Annotated in this window: 23 protein-coding genes; 17 read left to right on the forward strand and 6 right to left on the reverse strand. The window is 58.0% G+C overall.

The genetic code is table 11. The annotated features are described in order from the left end of the window. The first annotated feature begins 11 nt into the window (after nucleotides 1–11). The 7 genes from gmk (at nucleotide 12) to murQ (ending at nucleotide 7,111) form a co-directional block, all read left to right on the forward strand. On the forward strand, nucleotides 12–641 hold the full coding sequence (gmk, locus tag R0I78_RS07770; RefSeq protein ID WP_026344763.1) for a guanylate kinase: 630 nt from the start codon (nucleotides 12–14) through the stop codon (nucleotides 639–641). A 49-nt stretch (nucleotides 642–690) separates the two neighbouring features. After that, nucleotides 691–966 carry a DNA-directed RNA polymerase subunit omega gene (gene rpoZ / locus R0I78_RS07775; RefSeq protein ID WP_019934519.1) on the forward strand — a complete coding sequence of 92 codons (276 nt, stop codon included), beginning with the start codon at nucleotides 691–693 and terminating at the stop codon, nucleotides 964–966. A 90-nt stretch (nucleotides 967–1,056) separates the two neighbouring features. Next, nucleotides 1,057–3,165 carry a bifunctional GTP diphosphokinase/guanosine-3',5'-bis pyrophosphate 3'-pyrophosphohydrolase gene (spoT, locus tag R0I78_RS07780; RefSeq protein ID WP_317074931.1) on the forward strand — a complete coding sequence of 703 codons (2,109 nt, stop codon included), beginning with the start codon at nucleotides 1,057–1,059 and terminating at the stop codon, nucleotides 3,163–3,165. A gap of 61 nt (nucleotides 3,166–3,226) precedes the next feature. Next, the gene (locus R0I78_RS07785) at nucleotides 3,227–4,267 is read left to right on the forward strand and encodes an alpha/beta fold hydrolase (protein ID WP_317074932.1); all 1,041 of its coding nucleotides are present in this window, start codon (nucleotides 3,227–3,229) and stop codon (nucleotides 4,265–4,267) included. A gap of 15 nt (nucleotides 4,268–4,282) precedes the next feature. Next, a complete protein-coding gene (locus R0I78_RS07790) occupies nucleotides 4,283–5,077 on the forward strand; it encodes a Cof-type HAD-IIB family hydrolase (protein ID WP_317074933.1) in 795 nt (264 codons plus the stop codon). A 14-nt stretch (nucleotides 5,078–5,091) separates the two neighbouring features. After that, nucleotides 5,092–6,192, forward strand: coding sequence for an anhydro-N-acetylmuramic acid kinase (locus R0I78_RS07795; protein ID WP_317074934.1), 1,101 nt, complete (start codon nucleotides 5,092–5,094; stop codon nucleotides 6,190–6,192). 10 nt (nucleotides 6,193–6,202) lie between these two features. Next, the gene (gene murQ, locus R0I78_RS07800; protein ID WP_317074935.1) at nucleotides 6,203–7,111 is read left to right on the forward strand and encodes an N-acetylmuramic acid 6-phosphate etherase; all 909 of its coding nucleotides are present in this window, start codon (nucleotides 6,203–6,205) and stop codon (nucleotides 7,109–7,111) included. On the opposite strand, the gene R0I78_RS07805 is transcribed toward murQ, so the two are convergent. The 3 genes from R0I78_RS07805 to R0I78_RS07815 form a co-directional block, all read right to left on the reverse strand. Further along, complete coding sequence (locus R0I78_RS07805; RefSeq protein WP_317074936.1) at nucleotides 7,112–9,673, reverse strand: PAS domain S-box protein; 2,562 nt, start codon at nucleotides 9,671–9,673, stop codon at nucleotides 7,112–7,114. After that, nucleotides 9,673–10,689, reverse strand: a complete 1,017-nt coding sequence (gene dctP / locus R0I78_RS07810; RefSeq protein WP_317074937.1) for a TRAP transporter substrate-binding protein DctP — start codon at nucleotides 10,687–10,689, stop codon at nucleotides 9,673–9,675. The genes R0I78_RS07805 and dctP overlap by 1 nt, the downstream gene beginning before the upstream one ends. A gap of 97 nt (nucleotides 10,690–10,786) precedes the next feature. Further along, nucleotides 10,787–11,104 (reverse strand): hypothetical protein, encoded by a 318-nt coding sequence (locus R0I78_RS07815; protein WP_019934527.1) that lies wholly within the window; start codon nucleotides 11,102–11,104, stop codon nucleotides 10,787–10,789. Between the two features lie 167 nt (nucleotides 11,105–11,271). Between R0I78_RS07815 and R0I78_RS07820 the strand changes: the two genes are divergently transcribed. Next, nucleotides 11,272–12,150: an aldo/keto reductase gene (locus R0I78_RS07820; protein ID WP_317074938.1), complete on the forward strand. Its 879-nt coding sequence runs from the start codon at nucleotides 11,272–11,274 to the stop codon at nucleotides 12,148–12,150. A 58-nt stretch (nucleotides 12,151–12,208) separates the two neighbouring features. On the opposite strand, the gene R0I78_RS07825 is transcribed toward R0I78_RS07820, so the two are convergent. Continuing rightward, nucleotides 12,209–13,381 (reverse strand): NAD(P)/FAD-dependent oxidoreductase, encoded by a 1,173-nt coding sequence (locus tag R0I78_RS07825; RefSeq protein ID WP_317074939.1) that lies wholly within the window; start codon nucleotides 13,379–13,381, stop codon nucleotides 12,209–12,211. A 92-nt stretch (nucleotides 13,382–13,473) separates the two neighbouring features. Here R0I78_RS07825 and R0I78_RS07830 point away from each other — a divergent pair, with 92 nt between their 5' ends. The 3 genes from R0I78_RS07830 to R0I78_RS07840 all read left to right on the forward strand — a co-directional run bounded on the left by R0I78_RS07830 (nucleotide 13,474) and on the right by R0I78_RS07840 (nucleotide 16,029). Next, a complete protein-coding gene (locus R0I78_RS07830; protein WP_317074940.1) occupies nucleotides 13,474–14,646 on the forward strand; it encodes a methyltransferase in 1,173 nt (390 codons plus the stop codon). Nucleotides 14,647–14,666: 20 nt separating this feature from the next. Continuing rightward, the gene (locus R0I78_RS07835; protein ID WP_317074941.1) at nucleotides 14,667–15,458 is read left to right on the forward strand and encodes an ion transporter; all 792 of its coding nucleotides are present in this window, start codon (nucleotides 14,667–14,669) and stop codon (nucleotides 15,456–15,458) included. Between the two features lie 130 nt (nucleotides 15,459–15,588). Further along, a complete protein-coding gene (locus R0I78_RS07840; protein WP_019934532.1) occupies nucleotides 15,589–16,029 on the forward strand; it encodes a universal stress protein in 441 nt (146 codons plus the stop codon). 13 nt (nucleotides 16,030–16,042) lie between these two features. Here the strand turns inward: R0I78_RS07840 and R0I78_RS07845 are convergent, their stop codons facing one another. Further along, complete coding sequence (locus R0I78_RS07845) at nucleotides 16,043–16,951, reverse strand: LysR family transcriptional regulator (protein ID WP_317074942.1); 909 nt, start codon at nucleotides 16,949–16,951, stop codon at nucleotides 16,043–16,045. Between the two features lie 425 nt (nucleotides 16,952–17,376). On the opposite strand from R0I78_RS07845, the gene R0I78_RS07850 reads away from it, so the two are divergent. The 4 genes from R0I78_RS07850 (at nucleotide 17,377) to R0I78_RS07865 (ending at nucleotide 22,373) form a co-directional block, all read left to right on the forward strand. Further along, nucleotides 17,377–18,243 carry a carboxylate/amino acid/amine transporter gene (locus tag R0I78_RS07850; RefSeq protein WP_317074981.1) on the forward strand — a complete coding sequence of 289 codons (867 nt, stop codon included), beginning with the start codon at nucleotides 17,377–17,379 and terminating at the stop codon, nucleotides 18,241–18,243. A gap of 101 nt (nucleotides 18,244–18,344) precedes the next feature. Further along, nucleotides 18,345–19,319: an MDR family oxidoreductase gene (locus tag R0I78_RS07855; protein ID WP_317074943.1), complete on the forward strand. Its 975-nt coding sequence runs from the start codon at nucleotides 18,345–18,347 to the stop codon at nucleotides 19,317–19,319. 86 nt (nucleotides 19,320–19,405) lie between these two features. Beyond that, a complete protein-coding gene (locus R0I78_RS07860; RefSeq protein ID WP_317074944.1) occupies nucleotides 19,406–20,404 on the forward strand; it encodes a GTP-binding protein in 999 nt (332 codons plus the stop codon). Between the two features lie 55 nt (nucleotides 20,405–20,459). Continuing rightward, nucleotides 20,460–22,373 carry a methyl-accepting chemotaxis protein gene (locus tag R0I78_RS07865; protein WP_317074945.1) on the forward strand — a complete coding sequence of 638 codons (1,914 nt, stop codon included), beginning with the start codon at nucleotides 20,460–20,462 and terminating at the stop codon, nucleotides 22,371–22,373. On the opposite strand, the gene R0I78_RS07870 is transcribed toward R0I78_RS07865, so the two are convergent. Next, nucleotides 22,370–23,233 carry an MBL fold metallo-hydrolase gene (locus R0I78_RS07870; RefSeq protein ID WP_317074946.1) on the reverse strand — a complete coding sequence of 288 codons (864 nt, stop codon included), beginning with the start codon at nucleotides 23,231–23,233 and terminating at the stop codon, nucleotides 22,370–22,372. The genes R0I78_RS07865 and R0I78_RS07870 overlap by 4 nt on opposite strands. A 211-nt stretch (nucleotides 23,234–23,444) precedes the next feature. On the opposite strand from R0I78_RS07870, the gene cydP reads away from it, so the two are divergent. Further along, a complete protein-coding gene (gene cydP, locus R0I78_RS07875; RefSeq protein ID WP_317074947.1) occupies nucleotides 23,445–23,630 on the forward strand; it encodes a cytochrome oxidase putative small subunit CydP in 186 nt (61 codons plus the stop codon). Next, nucleotides 23,620–25,182, forward strand: a complete 1,563-nt coding sequence (locus tag R0I78_RS07880; protein ID WP_317074948.1) for a cytochrome ubiquinol oxidase subunit I — start codon at nucleotides 23,620–23,622, stop codon at nucleotides 25,180–25,182. Before cydP ends, R0I78_RS07880 begins: the two co-directional genes overlap by 11 nt.

A 25,182-nucleotide genomic window follows, 5' to 3' on the forward strand; every position in this document is an offset into this window, starting at 1 on the left:
GGGCAAATACTATGGCGCACATCGGTACCCTTTTTATTATTTCTTCCCCCAGCGGTGCGGGCAAATCCAGCCTGATCCGGGCTCTGCTCGACCGCCCCAGTACCGATGGCCGGCTGCAGGTATCGGTATCGCACACCACCCGCGCCCCTCGCCCGGGTGAAGAAAACGGTGTGCACTATCACTTTACCGACAAGTCTGATTTTAAAACCCTGATCGACCGGGGTGCCTTTTATGAATGGGCCGAAGTGTTCGGCAACTATTATGGCACCTCCCGTGAATGGATTGATCAGCAGCTGGCAGAAGGCATTGATATTCTGCTCGACATCGACTGGCAGGGTGCCCGTCAGATTCGGGAGCAGTCGCCCGGGGCCAAGTCCATTTTTATTCTGCCCCCCAGCCGCGAAGAGCTGGAGCGCCGGCTGAACGCCCGCCAGCAAGACAGCGCCGACGTAATCAAGGGCCGTATGGCCAAGGCAGTGTCGGAAATGTCTCACTATCACGAATATGACTATTTGCTGGTGAACGACGATTTTGAGCATGCGCTCAATCAGCTCAGCGCCATTGTTCAGGCTGAGCGCGCTAACACCGGCAAGCAGGCCGCCCGTTACCAGAGCTTGCTTTCCCGGCTACTGGCGGAATAAGCTAATATCCATTAGAATTTTGCACCTTTTTTAATCATTGGAGTCTGTTATGGCCCGCGTTACTGTTGAAGATGCCGTAGAACAGGTTGGCAACCGTTTTGATCTGGTGCTGGTTGCAGCCCGTCGTGCCCGTCAGCTGGCTACTCAGGGCAAAGATGCGCTGGTAGAAGAAGAAAACGACAAGCCCACCGTTATTGCCCTGCGCGAAATTGAAGAAGGTCTGGTTAACCACGCCGTCATGGACGCCCAGGATCGTCAGGAACAGCAGGAAATGGAAGCCGCCGAGCTGGCAGCTGTGGCTGCCATTACCGAAGGCCGCGGCTAACACCGCCATTGCCTTGTTGACGGGCCCGCGCCATGCGGGCCCCTTGTTGCTGCAGCGCGTGTCAACGGCCTTGTTTGTCGGGGTATTCTCTTGTATCTGTTTGAACCACTGAAAGAAATCGCCGTCACCTATCTGCCGCCCGAGCAGATGGAGCAGCTTAAAGCTGCCTACATCGTTGCCCGCGATGCTCACCAGGGGCAAACCCGCTCCAGTGGTGAACCCTATATTACTCATCCCGTTGCCGTGGCCCGCATTTTGTGTGAAATGCACCTGGATCAGGAAACCCTGATGGCCGCGCTGCTGCACGACACCATAGAAGACACGCCGGTCACCTGGGAAATGCTCGAGCAGCAGTTTGGTGCCGATGTGGCCGAACTGGTGGAAGGCGTCTCCAAACTCGACAAGCTCAAGTTCCGGGATCGCAAAGAAGCCCAGACCGAGAACTTCCGCAAAATGGTGCTGGCCATGACCCAGGATATTCGGGTCATTCTGATCAAGCTGGCCGACCGCACCCATAATATGCGTACGCTGGGGTCTCTGCGTCCCGACAAACGCCGCCGCATTGCCCGGGAAACCCTGGAAATCTACGCCCCCATTGCCAACCGGCTGGGCATTCACAGCATCAAGAACGAGCTGGAAGAGCTGGGCCTGGAAGCCCTCTACCCCATGCGCACCCGTGTGCTGCGGGAGTCGGTGCGCCGGGCCCGGGGTAACCGCCGTGAAATTATCGAGTCCATTCTGGCCGAGATAAAAGGCCGGCTGGAAGACGCTCATATAGAGGCACAGGTAAAGGGCCGGGAAAAGAACCTGTTCTCCATCTATAACAAGATGGTGAAAAAAGAGCTGCAGTTTCACGAAGTAATGGACATCTATGCCTTTCGCGTGATCGTAAAAGACATAGATACCTGCTACCGGGTGCTGGGCCAGATGCACACTCTGTTCAAGCCGCGGCCGGGCCGGTTCAAGGACTATATTGCCATTCCCAAAACCAACGGCTATCAGTCGTTGCACACTTCTCTGGTGGGTCCGCATGGGGTGCCGGTGGAAGTGCAGATCCGTACCGAATACATGGATCAGATGGCCGATAAAGGGGTGGCGGCACACTGGGCCTATAAACAGGACAGTGAAGCCTCGGGCACCACGGCACAGGTGCGGGCCCAGCGCTGGATGCAAAGCCTGCTGGAGCTGCAGCAGAGCGCCGGTTCTTCCTTTGAGTTTATCGAAGGGGTCAAAACCGATTTGTTCCCCGATGAAATTTATGTGTTCACCCCGGAAGGCCGTATTCTTGAGCTGCCAAGCGGTGCCACCGCGGTCGACTTTGCCTATGCGGTGCACACCGACATTGGCCATGCCTGCGTGGGTGCCCGGGTGGATCGTCAGCCTTATCCGCTCAGCCAGCCGCTGCATTCGGGCCAGACCATAGAGGTGATCACCGCCCCCAGCGCCCGGCCCAACGCCGCCTGGCTCAACTTTGTGGTCACCTCCCGGGCCCGCACCAAAATTCGGCAGTTCCTCAAAAACCTGCGCACCGAAGAATCGGTACTATTGGGCAAGCGCCTGCTTAACCACGCACTGGGTGCCAAAAACCTGGAAGATATTCCGGTGGAGCGGGTGGAGCGGGTGCTGCAAGACACCAAACACGGCTCCATTCACAATCTGCTGGCCGACATTGGCCTGGGCAACGCCATGAGCGTGGTGGTGGCGCGCCGGCTGCTGGACGACACCCCGGGTGAAAGCCAGAAAGCGGTGAAGAAAATGCCCATTCGCGGGGCCGACGACATGCTGCTGAACTTTGCCAACTGCTGCCGCCCCATTCCCGGTGATCCCATAGTGGCGCACATCAGCCCGGGCCGGGGTCTGGTGGTGCACCTGGAGTCGTGCAAGAATATTCGCGGCTATAACAAAGAGCCCGATAAATACCTGCCGGTACAGTGGGATATGGAGCAGAACTTCGATTACGAATTCAAAACCGAAATCGCCATCGAAATCATCAACCATCAGGGCGCACTGGCGGAGCTGGCCAATGTCATTGCCGCCACCGGTGCCAATATTCACAGCATTGCCACCGAAGAAAAAGACGGCCGCGTTTATGTGGTGGATCTGCTGATCACCACCAAGAGCCGTATTCATCTGGCCAATATCATGCGCAAGATCCGGGTTACGCCCAACGTGCTCAAGGTGTATCGCCAGCGTAAGTAACACAGGTAAGAGGGCTACACTGGAAGCATTCTTATCATTCAAGAACCGACCGGAGCCCGCCATGCTTGCCCGCCTGTTTCTGCTTGGGGTTTGCCTTGTCATGAATACTGCCATTGCTCAGACCCGCTCCTTTACCACCGAGGCCGAACTGACCGGCCTCGGCCTGAATGGTCTGCAGCAATACTGGCAGGCCCACGCCACCGAAAGCCAGTTTACCGGCCAGCAGAACATCAGCCTGCCCTGGGCCGCGCTCACTCACCCCGAACATGAACGCACCCTGGTTATCGTGAACGGACGCACCGAGTCTTATCTCAAATATCAGGAGCTGGCCCGGGATCTGTTTGAAAACGGCTATAACGTTTACCTTTACGATCATCGCGGCCAGGGCCTGGCTCAGCGTCTTACCGCCGATCCCATTATGGGGCACATCACCGACTTTAATGACTATGTGCAGGATCTGGAGCAGTTTGTGCAGCAGGTGGTGCGGCCCGCCGGCCCGCAGCCGCTATATTTACTGGCCCACTCCATGGGCGGCACCATATCGGCGCAGTGGCTGGCGCAAACCCAAGTGCGGGTGCAGGCGGCGGCGCTGTCTTCACCCATGATGGGCATTTATCTCGGCCCTCTGCCACGCCGGCTGGCGGATGGGCTGGTGACTGTGCTCGGCACCGGCTGCCGCTGGCTGGGCCACGAAGCCTGTTATGCGCCCGGTCAGGGCGGCTATGAAGAAACGCCCTTTGCCGACAACGAGCTGACTCACAGTGAAGTGCGCTACCGGCTGTTCCGTGAGCTGTACCGGCAGCGCCCTGAGCTGCAGCTGGGCGGCGTCAGCCTGCAGTGGCTGGCACAGGGGCTGGCCGCCGGTGACCAGGCCATCGCCGATGCCGGCCGCATTGCCGCCCCTGTGCTGGTGCTGCAGGCCAGCAAAGACGTGGTGGTAGACAACAGCGCCCAGAGCCGCTTTTGCCGGGCACTGGGGCACTGTGCCGGCGGCGGCCCGCTGATCATAGAAGAGGCGTCTCATGAGTTGTTTATTGAGCAGGATCGCCAGCGCCAGCAGGCCCTTAACGCCATTCTCGACTTCTTTGAGCGCCATCCATAACCTCAGGAGCCTGATATGTATGACGTTATCGTCTCGGATCTGGACGGTACCCTGCTCAACAGCCAGCACCGTATTTCCGGCTACACCCAGGACGTGCTGCACGAGCTGACCCGCCGGGGCGTGGAGTTTATTGTGGCCACCGGCCGCCATCATGTGGATGTGCGCGCCATGCGTGATCAGCTCGGATTAAACGTCACTCTGGTCACCAGCAACGGGGCCCGCATTCACGACGCACAAGATAAACTGCTGCATAATCGCAGCATACCGCCGGAGATGGTGGAAGATCTGCTGTTTCGTTTTCGCCTGCCCGAGGTTCATCTTAACCTTTATCAGGGCGATAACTGGCTGGTGGAAGAGCCACTGCCAGTGCTGCTCGACTTCAGCCCCGACAGCGCCTTTCGCTATCGGGTTACCGACCTGCGCCGCCTGGGCATGGAGGGCATTGACAAGGTGTTCTTCGCCGGCGATCACGATCAGCTGGTAAAGGTGGAAGACATGCTGCTGGCCCACTTCGGCGACCGGCTCAATATCACGTTTTCGCTGCCCATTTGCCTGGAAGTGATGCACGGCGAGGTGAACAAGGGTTCGGCCATGGCCTCGCTGGCAAAGCAGCGCAACACACCGCTGGAACGGGTGATCGCCTTTGGTGACGGCATGAACGATTATGAAATGCTGCGCCGTGCCGGCAAGGGCGTAGTCATGGCTAATGCCCACACCCGGCTGCAGGACGCCCTGCCCCACCATGATCGCACCCTCAGCGCCGATGAAGACGGCGTAGCCCGCTATCTGGCGCGCCTCTATCAGCTTTGATCCGGATACTCTCAATGCAGCACATGGAACATTATATCGGCATTATGTCCGGTACCAGTCTGGACGGCATAGACGCCGTACTGGTGGCTACCAATGGCCGTGAAATCACGCTGAAGGCCAGCACCAGCGCACCCATTGAGCCCGCATTGCGGGAGCGGCTGCTGGCCCTCGCCAGCGGCGATGCCGTGACCGCCCGCGAGTGGGGCGAGCTGGATGTGGCGCTGGGGCAGGCCTATGCAGAAGTAACTCTGCAGCTGCTGGATGAAACCGGCATGACTGCCGGTGATGTCTGCGCCATTGGCTGCCATGGCCAGACAGTGTGGCACCAGCCCGATGCCGCACTGCCCTTTTCCCTGCAGCTTGGCGACGGCAACCGCCTTGCCGCCCTGACCGGCATTACCACCATTACCGATTTTCGCCGCAAAGACATGGCCCTGGGCGGTCAGGGTGCGCCGCTGGTACCGGCCTTTCATCAGCAAGTGCTGAGCCACCCCCAGCGGCTGCGGGTAGTGGCCAATATCGGCGGCATTGCCAATATCAGTGTGCTGATGCCGGGCCGTCCGGTGCTGGGTTACGACGTGGGCCCGGGCAATATGCTGATGGACGCCTGGTGCCGCCGGCATACCGGTGCCCCCTTTGACAAAGACGCTGCCCTTGGCCGCCGGGGCAAGGTGCTGCCCGCCCTGCTGAACAGCCTGCTGAGCGAGCCCTGGCTGACACTGCCGGCCCCCAAAAGCACCGGCCGTGAGCTGTTTAACGAGGCCTGGCTGAACACGCATCTTACCGGAGAGGAAGCCGTGGCCGATGTGCAGGCCACCCTGGCAGAGTTGACTGCCACCGCGCTGGTGCAGCAGCTGAGCGCCCTGCCCGCGGGCGAGCTGCTGGTGTGCGGCGGCGGCGGCCATAACCCGCTGTTAATGGCGCGGCTGACCGCCCTGCTGCCCCGCTGGCGGGTTGCCACCACCACAGAGGCCGGGGTGAATATGGACGCCATGGAAGCCATGGCCTTTGCCTGGCTGGCTTATCAGACCCTGCACCGCCTGCCCGGCAACCTGCCCGCAGCCACCGGTGCCAGCCGCCCCGCCGTGCTGGGTGCCATTCACTTTCCCGACTGACGAGACACTTATGCCCAACAACCCGCTGCTGCAGGATCTGGCCCGGCTGGCCTCTGAAGGCCGCAACCCCGCCACCCTGGACATAGACACCAAAAGCGCGCTGGAAATCGTGACCCTGATGAACCAGCAGGATCAGACCGTGCCCGCGGCCATTGCCGCCGTGCTGCCGGCCATCGCCGACGCCGTTGAACTGATTGAAACCGCCCTGCGCGGCGGTGGCCGGTTAATTTATACCGGTGCCGGCACCAGCGGCCGGCTGGGAGTGCTGGATGCGGCCGAGTGCCCGCCCACCTTCAGTGTGCCTCATGGCATGGTCACCGGCCTGATTGCCGGCGGCGAGGCGGCCATGTTCCGGGCTCAGGAAGGGGCCGAAGACAGCGAGCAGCAGGGCGAGCAGGATCTGCGCGACCTTGGCCTGACCAAAAAAGATGTGGTGGTGGGCATTGCCGCCTCAGGCCGCACGCCGTATGTGATGGGCGGCCTGCGCTATGCCAGCAGCCTGGGTGCCGGCACTGTTGCACTGGCCTGCAACGCCGGCTCAGCCATTGGCCGCGAAGCCGCCATTGCCATAGAGCCGCAGGTGGGCCCGGAAGTGATCACCGGCTCCACCCGGCTGAAGGCCGGCACCGCCCAGAAACTGGTGCTGAACATGCTCAGCACCGCCGCCATGGTGCGGCTGGGCAAGGTCTATCAGAACCTGATGGTGGATGTACACGCCAGCAATAAAAAGCTGGAAGCCCGCGCCATTCGTATTGTAATGCAGGCCACCGGCGAAAATGAGCAGGCCGCAGCACAAGCGCTGGCGGATGCCGGCAACGAGGTAAAACCCGCCATTTTAATGCTGCTTACCGGCCTGAGTGCCGATGAAGCCCGCCAGCGGCTGCAGCAGCATAATGGCGTGCTGCGCCGTGCACTGTGATCAGGCCACTTCCACCCGGTTACGGCCACCACTCTTGGCCCGGTAGAGCGCCTCATCGGCCCGTACCAGCAGCGCTTTGGCATTGTCGCCCGGACCAATCACGGTCACCCCAAAGCTGCAGGTGCGCTGACCAATAACCGGAAAGTCTTCGTTCGCAATGCGCTCCCGAAGGGCTTCTGCCAGTTGCTGCACCCCCTTGAGATCGGTGTTGGGGCAGAGGATCAGAAACTCTTCACCGCCCCAGCGGCCCGGGCAGTCACTTAGCCGGGTATGCTCCTGCATCAGCTTCGCCAGCCGGCACAGCACCTGATCGCCTACTTCATGGCCGCAGGTATCGTTTACCTGCTTGAAGTGATCCACGTCCAGCATAATCAGACCAAAACTAGTGCCATAACGGTGATACCGGTGAATTTCCTCAGCCAGCATCTGCTCGGTGCGGCCCCGGTTAATCAGCCCGGTCAGCGCGTCCGTGGTAGACAGCCGCTCCAGCTCCCGGTTTTTCTGCTCCAGAATTTCTCTGTGCTGTACCTGCTCGGTAATATCCACCGCCATGCCGATGTAGCGCACCTCCTCAAAACTGGTGCCTTCCACCCGCCGGGCCGCAAAGCGAAACCAGCGGGGTCTGCCCTCGGCGTCCAGAAAACGCCCTTCACTGCGCCACTCAGATTTTTGTCCGGCCACGGCGGCATGCCAGCTGTTCAGTATTTTTTCTTTATCATCCGGATGCAGCGCATGGGTCCAGCCATCCCCCATCAGCTGCTCTGTGGTTTGCCCCAACACATCGCTGTAATAACGGTTGGAATAAATATTATGGCCTTCGGCATCGGCCTCAAATATGCCCATGGGAGAAAATTCCGACAGCACCCGAAAGCGCCGCTCACTGGTACGCAGCGCTTCTTCCATTAATTTGCGCTCGGTAAAGTCGGCAATATTAATGGCCACACTTTCGGTATTCTGGCGAGTATCGGCAACCGGATGACCGCTTATCCGGCAAAAACGCCGGCCCTTGCCGGCAAAGGTCAGCCATTGCTCAATAACAAAAGGGCGGCCTGCCACGGCACCATCAAACAAGGGTTTTATCTGCTGATTGAACTCAGTCTCGCCATACAGCTCCTGCATGCTGTGGCCTTCAATCTGGTTGCGCTCTCTGTGGTGATATTCAAGATAGCGATTATTGACCTGCAGATAATGATAATCAGGGCTCACCAATGCCATCAGTTCGTCGGCAGCGTTCACTATTTCCTTGTAGCGCACCAGACGGGCTGCGGCTTCATGCTGCCCGGTCACATCCTGGCTGATGGCAAAATAGCTGGCAATGCGCCCGTCCAGATCCCGCACCGGCGTTATCATCACGCTTTCAATACGCTCGCTGCCGTCGCGCATACGGTTGATAAACTCTCCCTGCCAGGGTTGCTCCCGCTTCAGCTCCCGCCATAGCGCCCGGTAAGTGGCCGGCGGTGTGCGCCCCGATGACAGCATATTGGGCTTCATACCCAGCACTTCGTCACCGGAGTAACCGGTATGTGCCAGAAAAGCCTGATTTACATACACAATGCATCTGTTGAGGTCAGTGATCACAATGGGAGATGGCATTTGCTCAATGGCCTGATGCAGGTGCGCAAGATCATTCATTATCTGCCGTTCACGCCGGCTGCTGTTACGCCACTGGCGCAAAAATAACGCCGTCAGCACCAGAACCAGCAGCAAAACGCCCGTACTAATCGCCACCCTGAGATACCAGCCGTGCAGCACCCGGCTGCGTTCAATGGCGCTGAAGGCCCGCACCGGCTGCTGACTGAGCTGGCGAATGGCAAATAAATAGTCCTGCCCCTGCACCAGCTGAGTGCCAAAGCCGGAAAACTCTCCCGGTGCCTGCAGCTCCTGCAACTGGCGCAGCAATGTTTGCTGATGCGGTCCGGCCCCCGCCAGCAGCACAGACCGGTTTTGCATATCAAGCAGCATAAGATGCTGCCCCTCAAAGCCGTCTCCGCTTTCCAGCTCGGCAGCAATCCGCTCCTGATCCAACAGAGCAAGCAGCACGCCGCCGGCACCCGGGGCCGACACCCGCAGCGCCACCCCCAGCTGCCCCTGAGCAATACCGGAAAAAGAGCGGCTGCCTGCCCGCAGTCCGGCAGCAACCCAGGGCGGCATATCAGCCGTGCCCGCATCCTCTCCGGCGGTTGCCACCAGACTGCCCTTATCATCGAACAATGCCAGCCGGCTCAGTGCCGGAGCCCGGGCCAGGTTGTGCAACAGCAGCCGGCGCAGTTCCAGGCCGGATAATGGCTGGCCAGAATGTTGCTCCAGCTCATGGCTGCTTCGGCTCAGAGCATGCTCTGCCGACAGTAATGCAATGTCGGTGGCACTGCCAAAAGCGCGCAGCTGAGTTTGTAACCGCTCCCCTGCGCTGCGCAGTATATTACGATGATCCAGATACAGCCCCTGACCAAGAATAGCGGCCATCAGCGCCAGCAAGAGCACCACACTCAGCATAATGGTACGGCCGAGCCGGGTGATCCGCGGCCCGCTGGAAACGGAAAAGTGAAAGGGGCGGTGCAGCATTAGTCTGTCACCGCCTGCTGTGCCTGCTGCACCAGTTCAGTATCGATATTCATCTCCTTGATAATGGCCGGCTCCAGCCGGCGGGCAATACGTCGCCATTCCGCCAGGGTATCAGCATCGGGAGTGACAATTTCAATGCCGTTTTGCAGCAATGCCTGCCGGGCCTGCTGCTGGGCTGACGCGGCGGCCGTGCGTTGATCATCCACTATCTGCTCCCAGCTGTGGCGCACCTGCTGTTGTAAATCTGCCGGCAGGGACTGCCAGAAATCCCGGCTTATCATGGGTACATACTGGGCAAAATATTCATGGTCTTCAAAACCATAACGAATACCCCGGGTCCACAGGGCGGCGCTGCGCACGGTTTCGTGAGTAGACAGCAAACCCTGAACCCTGCCCCGCGCCAGGGCATTGGGCACATCGGGCCAGGGAATCACCACAGGATCGGCCCTGAAGGCATCCAGCCGGCTGCGGTTGGCAGCACCCCCGGGCACGCGCACACGCAGCCCGGTCAGCTGCTTGTGTTCGCTGATCCGCTGTTCGGTAAAATAAAGGTGGGCATAGCCCAGATCAAGCCAGCGCCCGGGCACAACCACATTCAGGTTGTTTTCAATGCGGCGGTTTATTTCCCGGCCTATGGCACCGTCCCGCACCCGGTAGTGCACCTCGGGCGGGCGGCCATAAAACAGCGGCAGCATATAAAGGCCGGCATCAGGCATATAGCGATCCAGCTGCCACATGCCGGGTACCGCCATGTCCACCTTACCGGTAGTGAGGGCGGCAATCACGTCCCAGTCACGGAACAGCTTAGCACCGTGATAGAAACGCACCTTAAGACGGCCGTTGCTGGCCTGCTCCAGTTGCGCGGCAAAACGGGCTATGGCTTTTGTCTGAACATGGTCGACGGTATTTTCTGCAGAAATGCGCAGCACGGGCACCTGGGCCTGAACCACACCAGCAGCACATAACCACAGCACGGCCATGGCGGCCTTTTGAAACAGCGAGGAGAGATAATCCATTAACACGCCTGAACAGGGAATAGACTGGCAAGGTTACTCCCGAGGCCCGTAGAAAACCTTGATACAGATTGGGTTTGGCACCGCCACGACGGACTTGTCAGCTGTCTTCTTCCCGGGCCAGACGGGCACGAAGTTTTTCTTCCCGTTTGCGGTACCAGTGGGCCTTGAACGCTGTCCACCAGTCGTCCGACAGCTCACCACCATAGGCTTCCAGCAGAGCTATCACCCGATCCAGAGTGAGCACGCCGGCATCATAATCAATATCCAGCCATTGCTTGCGCACTACCACCTTGGCCACACCGGGTTCAACGGAAAAGGCATCGGCCATTTTCTCGATTTGCAGCTGATTGAGATGATCCAGCTTGAGATGACGCCGCACCAGGGCCCGTTCGTCAATTTGCGCATTTAACGACATGTGCCGCTCCTTTGCGTGATGCTCTTCGACTCAGACCGAGTAAAGAGTAAAACGTGAACAAAGACAAGCTTTACAACATTACCCCGATATTGCAATGCGATTGCAATGCGAGCCCGGCTGTTTCACCATATTATGGAAACCGTTTCCATAATAACTGAGAGGCAAGTATGGACACCAGCGTCACACTGAAAGCCACTAATGGCCTGCCCGCCGTTTCTCTGCCCGCCATTGGTCAGGGCACCTGGTATATGGGCGAAGGCCTCAACCCCCGCGCCGCAGAAGTCAAGGCGTTGCAGCAGGGGCTGGATCTTGGGCTGACACTCATTGATACCGCCGAGATGTACGGTGACGGCGAAGCCGAAAAAGTGGTAGGAAAGGCCCTTGAAGGCCGCCGAGATGATGCCTTTCTGGTGTCAAAGGTATATCCGTGGAACGCCGGTCGCCGCAGCGCCATTGCCGCCTGCGAAGCCAGCCTGAAGCGTCTGGGCACCGATTATCTCGACCTTTATCTGCTGCACTGGCCCGGCAGTATTCCGCTGGAAGAAACCCTGGAGGCCTTTGAAAAGCTGCAGGCAGACGGCAAGATCAAACGCTTTGGCGTATCCAACTGTGACCTGGGCGAAATGCAGGAGCTGGCCTGGACAGAAGGCGGCGACCAGTGCGCGGTAAACCAGGTGCTTTATCATCTGGGCTCACGTGGTATTGAGCATGCTTTGCTGCCCTGGCAGCGGGAGAACAGCATACCCACCATGGCTTATTGCCCGCTGGCCCAGGGCGGCCGGCTGCGCCGGGAATTATTCGGCAACGCCGAACTGAACACCATCGCCGGCGATCTGGGCGTTACGGTGCCGCAGCTGCTGCTGGCCTGGGCCATTCGCCCGGTAAACGGCCAGCGGGATGTCATTGCCATTCCCAAGGCGGTGCAACCAGCGCATGTACAGCAAAACGCCGATGCTCTGACACTGACCCTGAGCGATGAGATACTGTCCCGGCTGAATAACGCCTTTCCGGCCCCCAACCGTAAAACCCCGCTGGATATTGTGTAACCAACAACAGCCGGCGTCACCGCCGGCTGAATGTACAAACTTTATTGTCAGTGCACAGTTACACCACCTGCCCGCAGACCCAACCGGAACTCCACGCCCACTGAAAGTTATAGCCCCCTAGCCAGCCGGTCACGTCCATTACTTCACCGATAAAGTAAAGGTTGGGGACTTTCTTGGCCTCCATGGTTTTGGATGACAGCTCGTTGGTATCTACCCCGCCCAGGGTCACTTCGGCGGTACGATAGCCCTCGGTGCCGCCGGGCTGTAACGGCCAGGCAGCCAGCCGCTGTTCAATGGCAGCCAGCTCTTTGTGGGTATATTGCTTGAGCGGTTTACTGACCAGCTCGCCCCGTGCCAGCAGAGCATCCACCAGTCGTTTGGGCAAATAACGGGCCAGCCAGGTTTTCAGCTCCTGATTGGGACTCTCGGCCACCGCTCCGGTCAGGCTGCCTTCGGTCAGCAGCTCAAAACACACCCGCTGGCCGGGCTGCCAGTAAGAAGAAATCTGTAACACCGCCGGACCGGACACGCCTCTGTGAGTAAACAGCAGGTTTTCGACAAAGCGGGCACCGCACTCACTTTTTGCCACCACAGGTAAACTGACGCCGGACAGGCCCTCAAGCGTTTGTTTGTCTTCCGGCTGCAGAGTAAAAGGCACCAGACCGGCGCGGGTGGGCAGCACCTTGAGGCCAAACTGCTCCGCCAGCCGGTAGCCAAACGGAGAGGCTCCTATCTTGGGCATGGACAGCCCCCCGGTGGCCACCACCAGAGACTGGCAGCGGTAAGGTTCACCGGCAGTGGTCACCGCAAAGCCTTCCCCCATTGGTTCTACATTCAGCACCTCGGCACGCAGCCGTATGGTCACACCGGCGGCATCGCATTCGGCTACCAGCATGTCGACTATGTTCTGTGCCGAGTCGTCACAAAACAGCTGCCCTAAGGTTTTCTCGTGATAAGCAATACCGTGCTTTTCCACCAGGGCAATAAAATCCCATTGGGTATAGCGGGCCAGGGCCGATTTAACAAAATGAGGATTGCCACACAAATAGGCCGCCGGCTCTGTGTAATAGTTGGTGAAATTACAGCGGCCACCGCCCGACATAAGAATTTTGCGGCCGATGCGCTTGCCATGGTCCAGCACCAGCACCCGGCGGCCCCGCTTGCCGGCCTCGGCAGCACACATCAGGCCGGCGGCACCGGCACCGATCACAATTACATCCCAGGCCTGCATGGCGTTTCCTCATTGTTGGCAAAAGCCACATTTTACCTGCCGTGCCGCCGCACGGCTATGCCAGCCCGCAGCGCTGTGGGTATAATTGCCGGATGAGCGACGTCGCATCCCTTTTTAATCAGCTGAGCACACAGCTTGCCCGCCATAGCGGCGACTGGCAGCTGATGCCCTTTGCCTGCCGCACCATGCCCTGGCCGGAGCTGGCCGCTGTGCTTGAGCGCCTTGATGAAGACCAACTGGATCAACTGGAAAGCAATCCGCAGCAAGCGCTTGAGCTGCTGGCACCATGGCGGCCTGAATTGTCCGCATTGCATGCCTTTACCGCTCCCGTGCTGGCCCGCGCTGCCGATTATGCCACGCCCCGCTGGAGCAATGGCATTCCTGGCCGCAAATGGGCGCAGATAAAAGATTTTGCCGCCAATATCACAGCAGAACACGCCATTTTTGAGTGGTGCGCCGGTAAGGGGCATCTGGGCCGCTTGCTGGCGATGGAGCAGCAGCAGCCGGTCACCAGCCTGGAGTGGAACCAGGACTTGTGCCGCCAGGGCGAAACACTGGCCGGCAAGCTGACACTGCAGCACCACTTTCACTGTGGCGATGCCCTGGCCCCCGACGCCGCAAGCTTGTTCAAGCCTAAGCAGCAGGCAGTGGCCCTGCACGCCTGTGGCGAGCTGCATTTACGCTTTTTGCGCCATGCGGCCCGGGCCGGCACGCGCGCTCTGGCGCTTTCACCCTGTTGTTATCATTTAATTGGAGGCAACCATTATGTGCCCCTGTCGATCGCCGGTCGCCGGCATGATCTGCAGTTAAACAGGCACGATCTGCGCCTGCCGCTGCAGCAACAGGTTACCGGTGGCGAGCGGGTACGCCGGCTGCGCCATATTGAGCTGACCTGGCGGCTGGCCTTTGATGAGCTGCAACGGGAACTGACCGGCAGCCGGGATTATCTGCCGCTGCCGGCCTTTCCCAAGCAATTGCTGAGCGGCGACTTTGCCGGCTTTGTGAACTGGGCCTGCGATAAGAAGGGGCTGGCAGTACCCGCCAGCCTGCACAGTAAACACTGGCTTGCAGCCGCCAATGTCCGCCGGCTGCTGGTCAAGCGCATTGAGCTGGTGCGCCACTGCTATCGTTATCCGCTGGAGCTGTGGTTGCTGCTGGACAGAGTGCTGTTCCTCACTGAGCAGGGTTACCGGGTCATGCTCGGCACCTTTACCGATATTCATAACACACCACGTCGCTATCTTATTCAGGCCTGGCGTGAGTGACCAAGGACAGGAGACGCTTTATGCCATCCCCGGTACGTTTTATTCCACCCAGCGCCTTTGAACTGCTGATGATGGTGCTGTCCATTGTCTCGCTGGTGGCCATTATTCTGCATCAGTTCGGCCCCTTCACCGCCGATGAAAAGCAGCTGCTGCTTTATCTCGATACCAGCATCTGTATGATTTTGCTCAGTCATTTCTTCTACGGCCTGTTTCAGGCACCCAATAAAAAACGCTTTTTAAAAGTGCACTGGATTGACTTCGTGTCTTCCATTCCGGCCATTGATGTATTGCGCTACGGCCGTATTTTTCAGGTGCTGCGGGTGCTGCGTATGCTGCGGGTGGCCAACCAGGTCATTCGTCATCTGCTGAAAAACAGCGGCAGTACCATGATGGCCTCCATGCTGCTGGTGCTGGTGGTCGTGATCAGCGGCAGCGCCATTGCCATTCTGATGACAGAGGCTGGCCACCCCGACTCCAATATTGAAACCGCCGAAGATGCCATCTGGTGGGCACTGGTCACCATTTCTACCGTGGGCTACGGAGATCACTATCCGGTTACCACCGCCGGTCGCATTATTTCCTCTGTGGTGATTTTTGCCGGCGTGTCTCTGTTCGCGGGCATTTCCGGCCTGGTTGCTTCCGCTGTGCTGTCTCCCAGAGCTGACGATCAGCAGAAAGCCACAGATACAAACCGGCAGGAAGGTGAGCTGCTCAGCCGCCAGCTGGGAGACCTGCATACGGAAGTGACGTCACTGCGGGAAGAAATTCATCAGCTTAAAACCCTGCTGGCAGAAAGCCGCTCAAAGCCCTGATACCCTAGACTTTATGGTACTTGTACAGACGGGCTTGAATGACCTATGCTGGCTGGGTTGCAAAACTTTCGTGCAGCTCACGGTTTGTTAACTAACGGATTGATAGAGTTGATAAAAAAGGAGATTTGTCATGACTGAGCCGTATCAGTACAAACACATTCTTGCTGCGGTTGATATGACCGAAAGCAACCGCAAGGTGATTGCCAAGGCAGTTGACCGCGCCCGCGCCAATAACGCCAAGCTGTCGGTCATTCATGTAGACGTAGACCTCAAGGATCTCTACACCGAGATGATCGATATCGACATCGATAACATTCAGGATCAGGTGGTGGCCGATGCCAAGCAGCGGCTGGAAGAGTACCTGGGTGCCATTGATTATCCCATCGAGAAAAAGCTGGTGATCTGCGGTGACCTCACACTAAAAGTAAACGAAGCCGTAGAGCAGCACGGTGTGGACTTGCTGATCTGTGGCCATGAGCAAAGCTTCTGGAGCCTGCTCACCTCCTCTGCCCGTCAGCTGATGAACACAGTGCCCTGTGATCTGCTGGTGGTCCCCCTGCCCAAACATTAATCCTGCCGGGCGGTTACTGACCGCCCGCTTCCTTTAACAGCCCTCTGAACCATACCAGTGCCGGATCAAACTCGGTGAGCGGATGCTGGGCCAGCACATAGGTGCTGTGCAAGGGTTCGCTTAAGTTGTGTGCCTGCAACGGATAGTAATAACAAAGATCCCGTCCTATCAGCTCGGGGACCATGGCCAGATAGCGCCCGGTAGCCAGCAGCCGGGGCAGCGCCTCAAAACTGGGCACCCAAACGCCAATGTGGCGCGCCAGCCCCTGTTCACTCAACCAGCTTTCTACCAGGGTCTGGTTATGCCCCCAGTTAGAGGTAGACACATGGCTCCAGCTGACCAGCTCTGCCGGTGACAAGACATCAGCAAGACCGCTGTTTTTAACCGACAGGCAGACCATGGGATTATGAAACCAGATATCGGTAAGCAACCGCTCCGACAGGTGGTCGGCACCGGCAAAGCTCACCACCAGATCCAGCTCCGCCCGCGCCAGCGTGTCTTCATAATCGGAGTTCACCAGCTCGCTGACCGCCAGCCGGCAGCCCGGTGCCCGCGCATAAAGCAACTCCACCAGCTGTGGCACCACGCCGTGCTCAATGGAAGATGGCACTGCCAGCCGAAAGGTCCGGACAGAGCTTGCCGGATCAAACCCTGCCGACTGCCGCACTCCCTGCTCCAGCAGAGCCAGTGCCTGACGCACCGGCGCAGCCAGCGCCTGAGCGCGGTGAGTGGGCCGCATTTCTTTGCGGGTCATCACAAACAGGGGATCGTTCAGGGTCTGGCGCAGCCGGCCAAGGGCATGGCTGACCGTAGACTGGGACAAATTAAGCCGCTCGGCAGTACGGGTGACGTTGCGCGATTGCATCAACACATCAAACACTCGCAGCAGGTTCAGATCCAGCCGCTGAAACAGATTATCCATCGATATTAACCATACCTTTATGACAACAATTCATTTTTACCATAAGCAAAGCGGCCATAGAATGCCGCCCATCAAGTTTATCGTCGGCGTGGTGATGAGCGTCTTTAAGGCGGTTTGATCAAACAGTGTTTGGGCATGGTGGCATCATGGGGGGTACTGCCTGTCTCGGGTTACGCAAGCAACACGAAAAGCGAACGGTTAATGATCGAACAATCCTGTTTGCCACGCTGACAACCTTTTCGGGCTTGTGTTGCAAGCTCAGCAAGTTCTGCGTGTGGTGTTGAACCACTTTTGTTTGGGGACGTCATTCTCTCCTTTATGACAAACCTGCTATTGGTCCCGGGCCGGCGTATTACGCCGGCTTTTTTTATGCTCGGGTTTACGCCATCATGTCGGCCACCTTTACCAATGAACACACTTCACCCATGTCTTATCTGGTTTTTGTTACCCTGCTGTGGGCCTTTTCCTTTAGTTTAATCGGCGTTTATCTGGCGGGCAGCGTAGACAGTTACTTCTCGGTATTCAGCCGCATAGTGCTGGCCGCCCTGCTGTTTGCACCCTTTCTGCGCTGGCGGCAACCGCCCCGGCTGGCCGCCGGCCTGATGCTGTGCGGGGCCCTGCAGCTGGGCATTATGTATTTGTTTTATTACCAGTCATTTTTGTTGCTGACGGTGCCGGAAGTACTGATCTTTACCGTGCTTACCCCTGTCTATGTGACCCTGATTTATGACCTGCTGCACCGGCGCTTTCGCCCCGGCTATCTGTTTACCGCCGTGCTGGCAGTGCTGGGAGCCCTGATCATTCGCTTTAATGGCCTGACCAGCGACTATCTGCTGGGGTTTGCCGTGGTGCAGGGGGCTAACCTCTGCTTTGCACTGGGTCAGGTAGGCTACAAGGTGCTGCAGGAACGCTATCCCGCCACCAGCCCTCAGCATCACCGCTTTGGCTATTTTTATCTGGGAGCCCTGCTGGTAGTGACTCCCACCTGGCTGTGGCTGGGCGGCGACAAATACCCGGCCACCTCCCTGCAGTGGAGCATTTTGCTGTGGCTGGGGCTGGGTGCCTCCGGGCTGGGCTATTTTCTGTGGAACAAGGGGGCCACTCTGGTCAATGCCGGTGCCCTGGCCATCATGAATAATGCGCTGGTACCTGCGGGTCTGCTGGTCAATCTGCTTATCTGGAACCGGGATGCCGATCTGCTCCGGCTGGCCTTGGGCGGAGCCCTTATTCTGGCGTCGCTGTGGCTGAATGAGGGCTTGATCAAGGTTTCCAGACCCGCTTCTGACAGGTAACGCCTTCGGTCACAAAACCGGCATCCGGCATCGGCCGGGCCATGGCTTTTATGAAAAGTCTCTTTACACTCAAAGCCATAAAAACGTGCGAGGAGAGCATCATGTTCAAGGGCATTTTACTGGAAGAATCCGGCAAGCAGACTCACGCCAGCCTGCAACGTCTGAATGAGCAGCAACTGACCACCGGCGATGTACTGGTAAAGGTGGACTACTCCACCCTTAACTATAAAGATGCGCTGGCCATTACCGGCAAGGGCAAAATCGTACGCAACTGGCCTATGGTGCCCGGCATCGACTTTGCCGGCACCGTGCTGGCATCCGACAACCCGGCCTATCGCATTGGTGAGGAAGTGTTGCTCACCGGCTGGGGCGTGGGCGAACAAACCTGGGGTGGCCTGGCAGAAAAAGCCAGCGTTAACGCTGACTGGCTGATTCACTTGCCGGCAGAAATGACCGCCAAACGCGCCATGGCCATCGGCACCGCCGGTTTTACCGCCATGCTGGCGGTGATGGCACTGGAGCAGGCCGGCGTAAAACCGGACCAGGGTCCTGTTCTGGTCACCGGTGCCACCGGCGGTGTGGGCTCTGTTGCGGTGCGGCTGCTGGCCAAGGCCGGCTATGAAGTGCATGCCTCTACCGGCCGCCCCGAGCACAGCGACTGGCTGAAAAGCCTGGGTGCCCACGAGATTATTGATCGCATTCAGCTCGATCAGGAACCGGCTGCGCTGGAGTCACAGCACTGGGCCGGTGCCATCGATGCCGTGGGCGGCCGTACTCTGGCGCGCATTCTCAGCCAGACCAGAATGTACGGTGCCGTGGCTGCCTGCGGCCTGACCGGTGGCGTGGCCCTCAACACCACCGTCATGCCCTTTATTCTGCGGGGGGTACAGCTGCTTGGCATCAACTCGGTACATATTCCCAAAGAAAAACGCATCGCCGCCTGGCAGCGGGTGCATGAAAGCCTGCCGGTCAATTACGAGAATGACGTCACGGAGCTGACCCTGGAGCAGGCCATCGATGCTGCCCACGACATGATGGCGGGCAAGCTCACCGGCCGGGTGGTGATCCAGCCCTGAGGCCTGTTTTTCCTGTTCTATGCTAAAGAGCCCTTTGGGCTCTTTTTTTGTTACAATATAACAAAATAGGCTATATGGATGATGCAATGACCGTTTCTGTTCCTACTCACCTGATTATGGGCTTTCTCGGCACCGGTAAAACCACCCTGCTGCGCCACCTGCTGGCCAACAAACCCAAGCAGGAGCGCTGGGCGGTGCTGGTGAATGAGTTTGGTGAGGTAGGCATAGACGGTGCTCTGCTGACGGAGCAGGGTGCCATGATTAAGGAAATTCCCGGTGGCTGCCTGTGCTGTGTGGCCGGGCTGCCGTTTCAGATTGGGCTGAACGCCCTGCTGCACAAGGCCAGGCCAGACCGGCTGTTTATTGAGCCCACCGGCCTGGGCCATCCCAGCCGGGTAATGGACATACTGACCAACGAGCATTACCGCAACGTGCTCAGCCTGCAGGCGGCCTTTTGTCTGATAGACCCGCGTCAGTGGCAGGATCCCCGTTACCGCGACCATGAAACCTATCAGGATCAACTGGCTCTGGCCGATGTGGTGGTGGCCAATAAAACCGACCTGTGCAGCAAGGCCGGGCTGGAACAGCTGCGCCGGGATATTGAGCAGAGCCCCGGGCCCGCACAGGCACTGGTGGAAACAGTGCAGGGGCAAATCGATCTGCACTGGCTGGCGCAGCCTCATGCCACTGAGCGCCGGGCGGCTCATCCGCAGGCTCATGCCGGTAAAGCACAACGGCCGCTGGTGGCGGCTCCAGAGCCCAAACTCACCCGGGGCCAGCCCTGGCGGCGTTACGCCAGCCAGGGAGATGATCACTTTACCGTGGGCTGGCGTTTCCATACGGATGTGCTGTTTGATCCGGACGCAGCCAAAGCCTTCTGTGAAGCTCTGCCGGTGGCCCGGCTCAAGGCCGTGCTGCATACCCGGGATGGCTGGTGGGCCTTTAACCAGACCGATCAGCTCAGCATGTACCGGCTGGCTCCGCAAAAGGAAAGCCGGCTTGAGCTGATAGACGCCTCGCCGCTGGCCATGCACGATTTACACCAGCAGCTGATGAAAGCCGTGGTCTATCTGCCAGCTTCATAAAACTGTCACTCCGGTGACTTATTCTGCCGGCCTTGACTGACAAAGGAAGGTCCGCATGAAAGTTTCGCTGTTTTCATTATTATCATCCCTGGGACTGATGGTCCTGGCCTTGTTGCTGGCGGGTTCCTTTTATATGGGCGACCGCCAGCTTACTCGGGATAACAATGCTCGCAGCAGTCTGGAGCAATTGCGCCGCCATGCCAATATCGATTTATACCGTACTATTTCTGCTTATCTGAACACCGGAGACGCCAGTCTGCTGACAACCGCAGAGCAGCAGCTGAATCACCTGGCCAGTGCTTTGTCCGGGCTGCCTGCAGGCGAACCGGCTTATCAGGCAGTGCAATCACTGTCCCGGCAACTTACTCTGGATTTTCGCGAAGCAGGCAAGCTGGCAGGCAACAGCCAGCAGCTGCTGCTGCATGCCGAGCAGGAAATGGCCGATCAACTGCGTGCCCTTGCCCGTTACGCCGGCGCAGCACACAGCCTGTCTGACCGCTATCAAGGCTTGATCGCCGAAATGCTGGCAACCCTGCCCCGTCTGATACACCAGCGTCAGAGCTATATCAGCACAGGTAACGAACAGCTGAGAAAAAGTATCGATTTTCAGTTAAACGAGCTGAAAAACCTTAATAAACAACTGCAGGACCTGCCTTTGCTGGGTATTTATCACACTCCGCAAGCAGACGAATTTGCACTGCGCCAGCCTGAACCGGAAGAAATGGGCGAAGGCCCGAAAAGAGAGCTGAACAGCCTGCTGCAGCGCTATGCCGGTGAGCTGGCCACCACACAAGATGGTCAGCAGCAGGGTGCTGATGCCGCCGCCGCCCTGAGTGCCGGCCTGAGCGAGATTGAAAGCCAGCTTGACACCCTGGTGGCTGCGCGTGAAGCAGAACGCCTGCAGACCTATCAGCAGCTCAGTCTGATATTGCTCGGACTGTGCGCCGCCTTGCTGCTGTTTGCCCTGCTCAGCTATCTGTTTCAGCGCGGCCTGGTGGTGCGCCGGCTTAATGAACTGCGCAATGCCTTTGCTCAGCTGCTGAATAAGGGTGAGCTTACGCCCCTGCCGGTGACTCATCCCAACAGCGAACTGGGCCAGATTGCTCAGAGCGTTAACGGACTGCAGGCACTGCTGCAGCATCAGCAGCAGGAGCGGGCCGGCCAGCTGCAGCGGGTGTCGGCGGCGCTGGAAGGGATGGTGGCCGAAGTACAGGATATTCAGCAGCAGGCACACAGCAATGACGGCACCCTGCAGGGCAGTCTGAACATGGTAAATGAACTGAACCATCTGGCCGCACAGATGCGCAGTGCCAGCGACGATATTGCCCATACCGCCCATAACAATCTGGAAGCCATGAGCATCAGCCGCCGGCAGACAGAGCAACTGACCCGCAGTGCAGCAGAAAGCCGCCAGGCCGCACTGACCGGCCGTGAAGCCCTGATCAGCCTGAGCCGCTCGGTAGACGATGCCGCCACCATTATCGGCGTGATCCGCCAGATTGCCGAGCAGACCAATCTGCTGGCCCTGAATGCCGCCATTGAGGCCGCCAGAGCAGGCGAGCAGGGCCGTGGCTTTGCAGTGGTGGCCGACGAGGTCCGCAAATTATCAGGACATACTCAGGGCTCACTGGAAGAAATTGCCGGCATTATGGAGCGGCTGGGCGATTCCAGCACAGCATTAAACAACACCATAGACCGCATGATGCAGGCAGCAGAAGATCAGCACCGGCAAACCCAGACGCTGCTGGAGGTAACCGAGCAGGTCAGCGACACTTCCCGCGCCACAACATCAGTGGCGGAGCAGGGTGCAAAACATGCCGACAGCCAGGCTGCCGAGCTGGGCCGCTTTATGGCACTCATGGATGAGCTGAAAACCCGCTCAGCGGCTGTATCAGACAGAGCCGAACAGGTGACCGGCCATATTCGCCATCAGGCACAAACCATTACCCGGCTGCTGGAGCCGGCTTAAAGCTGGTTCAGCGGCACCTTGAGATAACGGCGGCCCTGTTCATCGGGCTCGGGCAAATGACCGGCGCGAATATTCACCTGAATGGACGGTACAATCAGCCGGGGCACTGCCAGGGTGGCATCACGCTCATTACGCATGGTTACAAACGCGTCCTGACTGATGCCGTCGTGCACATGAATATTGTGCTGTTTCTGCTGCGCTACCGTGGTGCGGCACTCATGCTCCCTGCCCTTGGGATAGTCGTGACACACATAAGTATCGGTGCCGTCCGGCAGCGCCAGCAGCTGCTGAACGGACTGGTACAGGCGCTCGGCGCTGCCTCCGGGAAAGTCACAGCGGGCGGTCCCCACATCGGGCATAAACAGGGTATCGCCCACAAATACCGCCTGCTCATTCACCACATAGGCTACGTCCGCCGGAGTGTGCCCGGGCACATGCATCACCCGCACCGTCAGTTCACCCACATTGAATTGCTCGCCGTCATGAAACAGATAATCAAACTGGCTGCCGTCGGGCAGCAGTTCTTTTTCCAGCCCGAATACTCGCTGAAAAATGCCCTGCACCTCACGAATGTGCTCGCCAATGGCAATGCGGCCACCCAGCTGCTGCTGAATAAACGGCGCTGCCGATAAATGATCCGCATGAGCATGGGTTTCCAGAATCCACTCCAGGGTCAGGCTCTGCTCACGCACAAAATCCACCAGCTGCTGTGCCGTGGTGGTGGCAGTGCGGCCGGAGTGATAATTAAAGTCGAGCACAGGATCGATAACCGCAGCCCGGCCACCGCTGTGGTCATAGATCACATAGCTGAAGGTTTCGCTGTCCTGATCCAGAAAAGCGCGTACACAAGGCTGAGACATGGTGTTCTCCTGCAAACCAGATTCATTAATTAGTTAAAGCTAATTTAAAATTGCCGCACTGGCAAGTGTTTGTTACCACTTCTCAACTCGTTTGTAACAGTTTGATAAAAATCAACTTTTCTTTTTAGTTTTCAGCTCTTGCTTTGATCTGAATCAAATTGGCATATCAAATGCAAAGCTAATTTAGATTCAGCTAACAAGAGAGCTAACCATGAAATTTCCCCACATCACCCTGTCCAGGGAGATCGTAACCATATTGCTGCTAAAGCTGCTGGTTATTTTTGCCATCAAATGGGCCTGGTTCAGTGAGCCGGTCGATATGCAGCAGAGTAATGCCGCCATAGAGCAGCACTGGTTCGAGTCCCGATCTACAACGGAGGCCGACTATGATCGGTGAAGACGTCGTTGACCTGTCGCGGTTACAGTTTGCCATCACCGCGTTTTACCACTTTCTGTTTGTTCCCCTGACCCTGGGCCTGACGTTTATGCTGGCCATTATGGAGTCGGTTTATGTTCTGACCGGCAAGCAAATCTACAAGGACATGACCAAATTCTGGGGCAAACTATTTGGGATCAATTTTGCCCTCGGTGTGACCACTGGTATTACTCTGGAGTTTCAGTTTGGCACCAACTGGGCGTACTACTCCCATTATGTGGGGGATATTTTTGGCGCACCACTGGCCATTGAAGGCCTGATGGCGTTCTTTCTGGAATCCACCTTTATCGGCTTGTTCTTTTTTGGCTGGGACCGACTGACCAAAGTGCAGCATCTGGTGGTGACCTGGCTGGTAGCACTTGGATCCAACTTGTCCGCGCTGTGGATTTTGATTGCCAACGGCTGGATGCAGAACCCGGTGGGTGCCGAGTTCAACTTTGAAACTATGCGTATGGAAATGACCTCGTTCAGCGAGCTGATTTTCAACCCGGTAGCTCAGGTGAAATTTGTGCATACCGTATCAGCGGGCTATGTGACCGGTGCCATGTTTGTGCTGGCCATCTCCAGTTATTTTCTGCTTAAAGGGCGGGATATTGCGTTTGCCAAACGCTCCTTTGCTATTGCTGCTTCCTTTGGTCTGGCTTCCATTTTGTCGGTGATCCTGCTGGGTGACGAGTCTGGCTATGAGCTCGGTGACGTACAAAAGACCAAGCTGGCTGCCATTGAAGCCGAGTGGGAAACCCATGCGCCACCCGCCGCCTTTACCCTGATTGGGCTACCGAACGAAGAAGAAATGCGCACCGATTATGCGATTCGCATTCCCTACGCCCTCGGACTCATTGCCACCCGCTCTTTGGATGAACCGGTGATTGGTATCAAGGATCTGAAAAAAGAACATGCAGCTCGCATTCGTAATGGCATTCAGGCCTACGCCGTGCTGCAACAGCTTAAAAACGGAGAAGATACCCCCGCCAATCGAGCCCGCTTTGATGATCTCAAGGATGATCTGGGTTATGGCCTGCTGGTGAAACGCTTTGCCCCTGAGGTAACCAATGCTACCGAAGCCCAGATTCAGCAGGCGGTAGACAACTCCATTCCAAGAGTGGCCCCCATGTTCTGGACCTTCCGCATTATGGTAGGGCTGGGCGTGCTGATGCTGTTCATTTTTGCCATGGCGTTTTATGAAAGCAGCCGGCATCGCATTGGCGAAAAGCGCTGGTTACTAAAACTCACCCTGTTTTCTCTGCCCGCCCCCTGGCTGGCTTGTGAAATGGGCTGGTTTGTGGCCGAGTTCGGCCGTCAGCCATGGTCTATTGCCGAGGTACTACCCACTGCCATGTCGGTATCCACGCTGTCGCGTGGCGATGTGATTGGCAGCCTGATCGGCTTTATTGGCTTTTACACTCTGCTGTTGATTGCCGAAATGTACCTGATGGTGCGCTATGCCCGCCGTGGCCCCAGCGTGCTGGAAACCGGCCGTTATCACTTTGAACTGCAGCCCTGGGAGGCCTGA

This window comes from Oceanimonas sp. CAM02 (assembly GCF_032842915.1).
GTDB classification, from domain to species: domain Bacteria; phylum Pseudomonadota; class Gammaproteobacteria; order Enterobacterales; family Aeromonadaceae; genus Oceanimonas; species Oceanimonas smirnovii.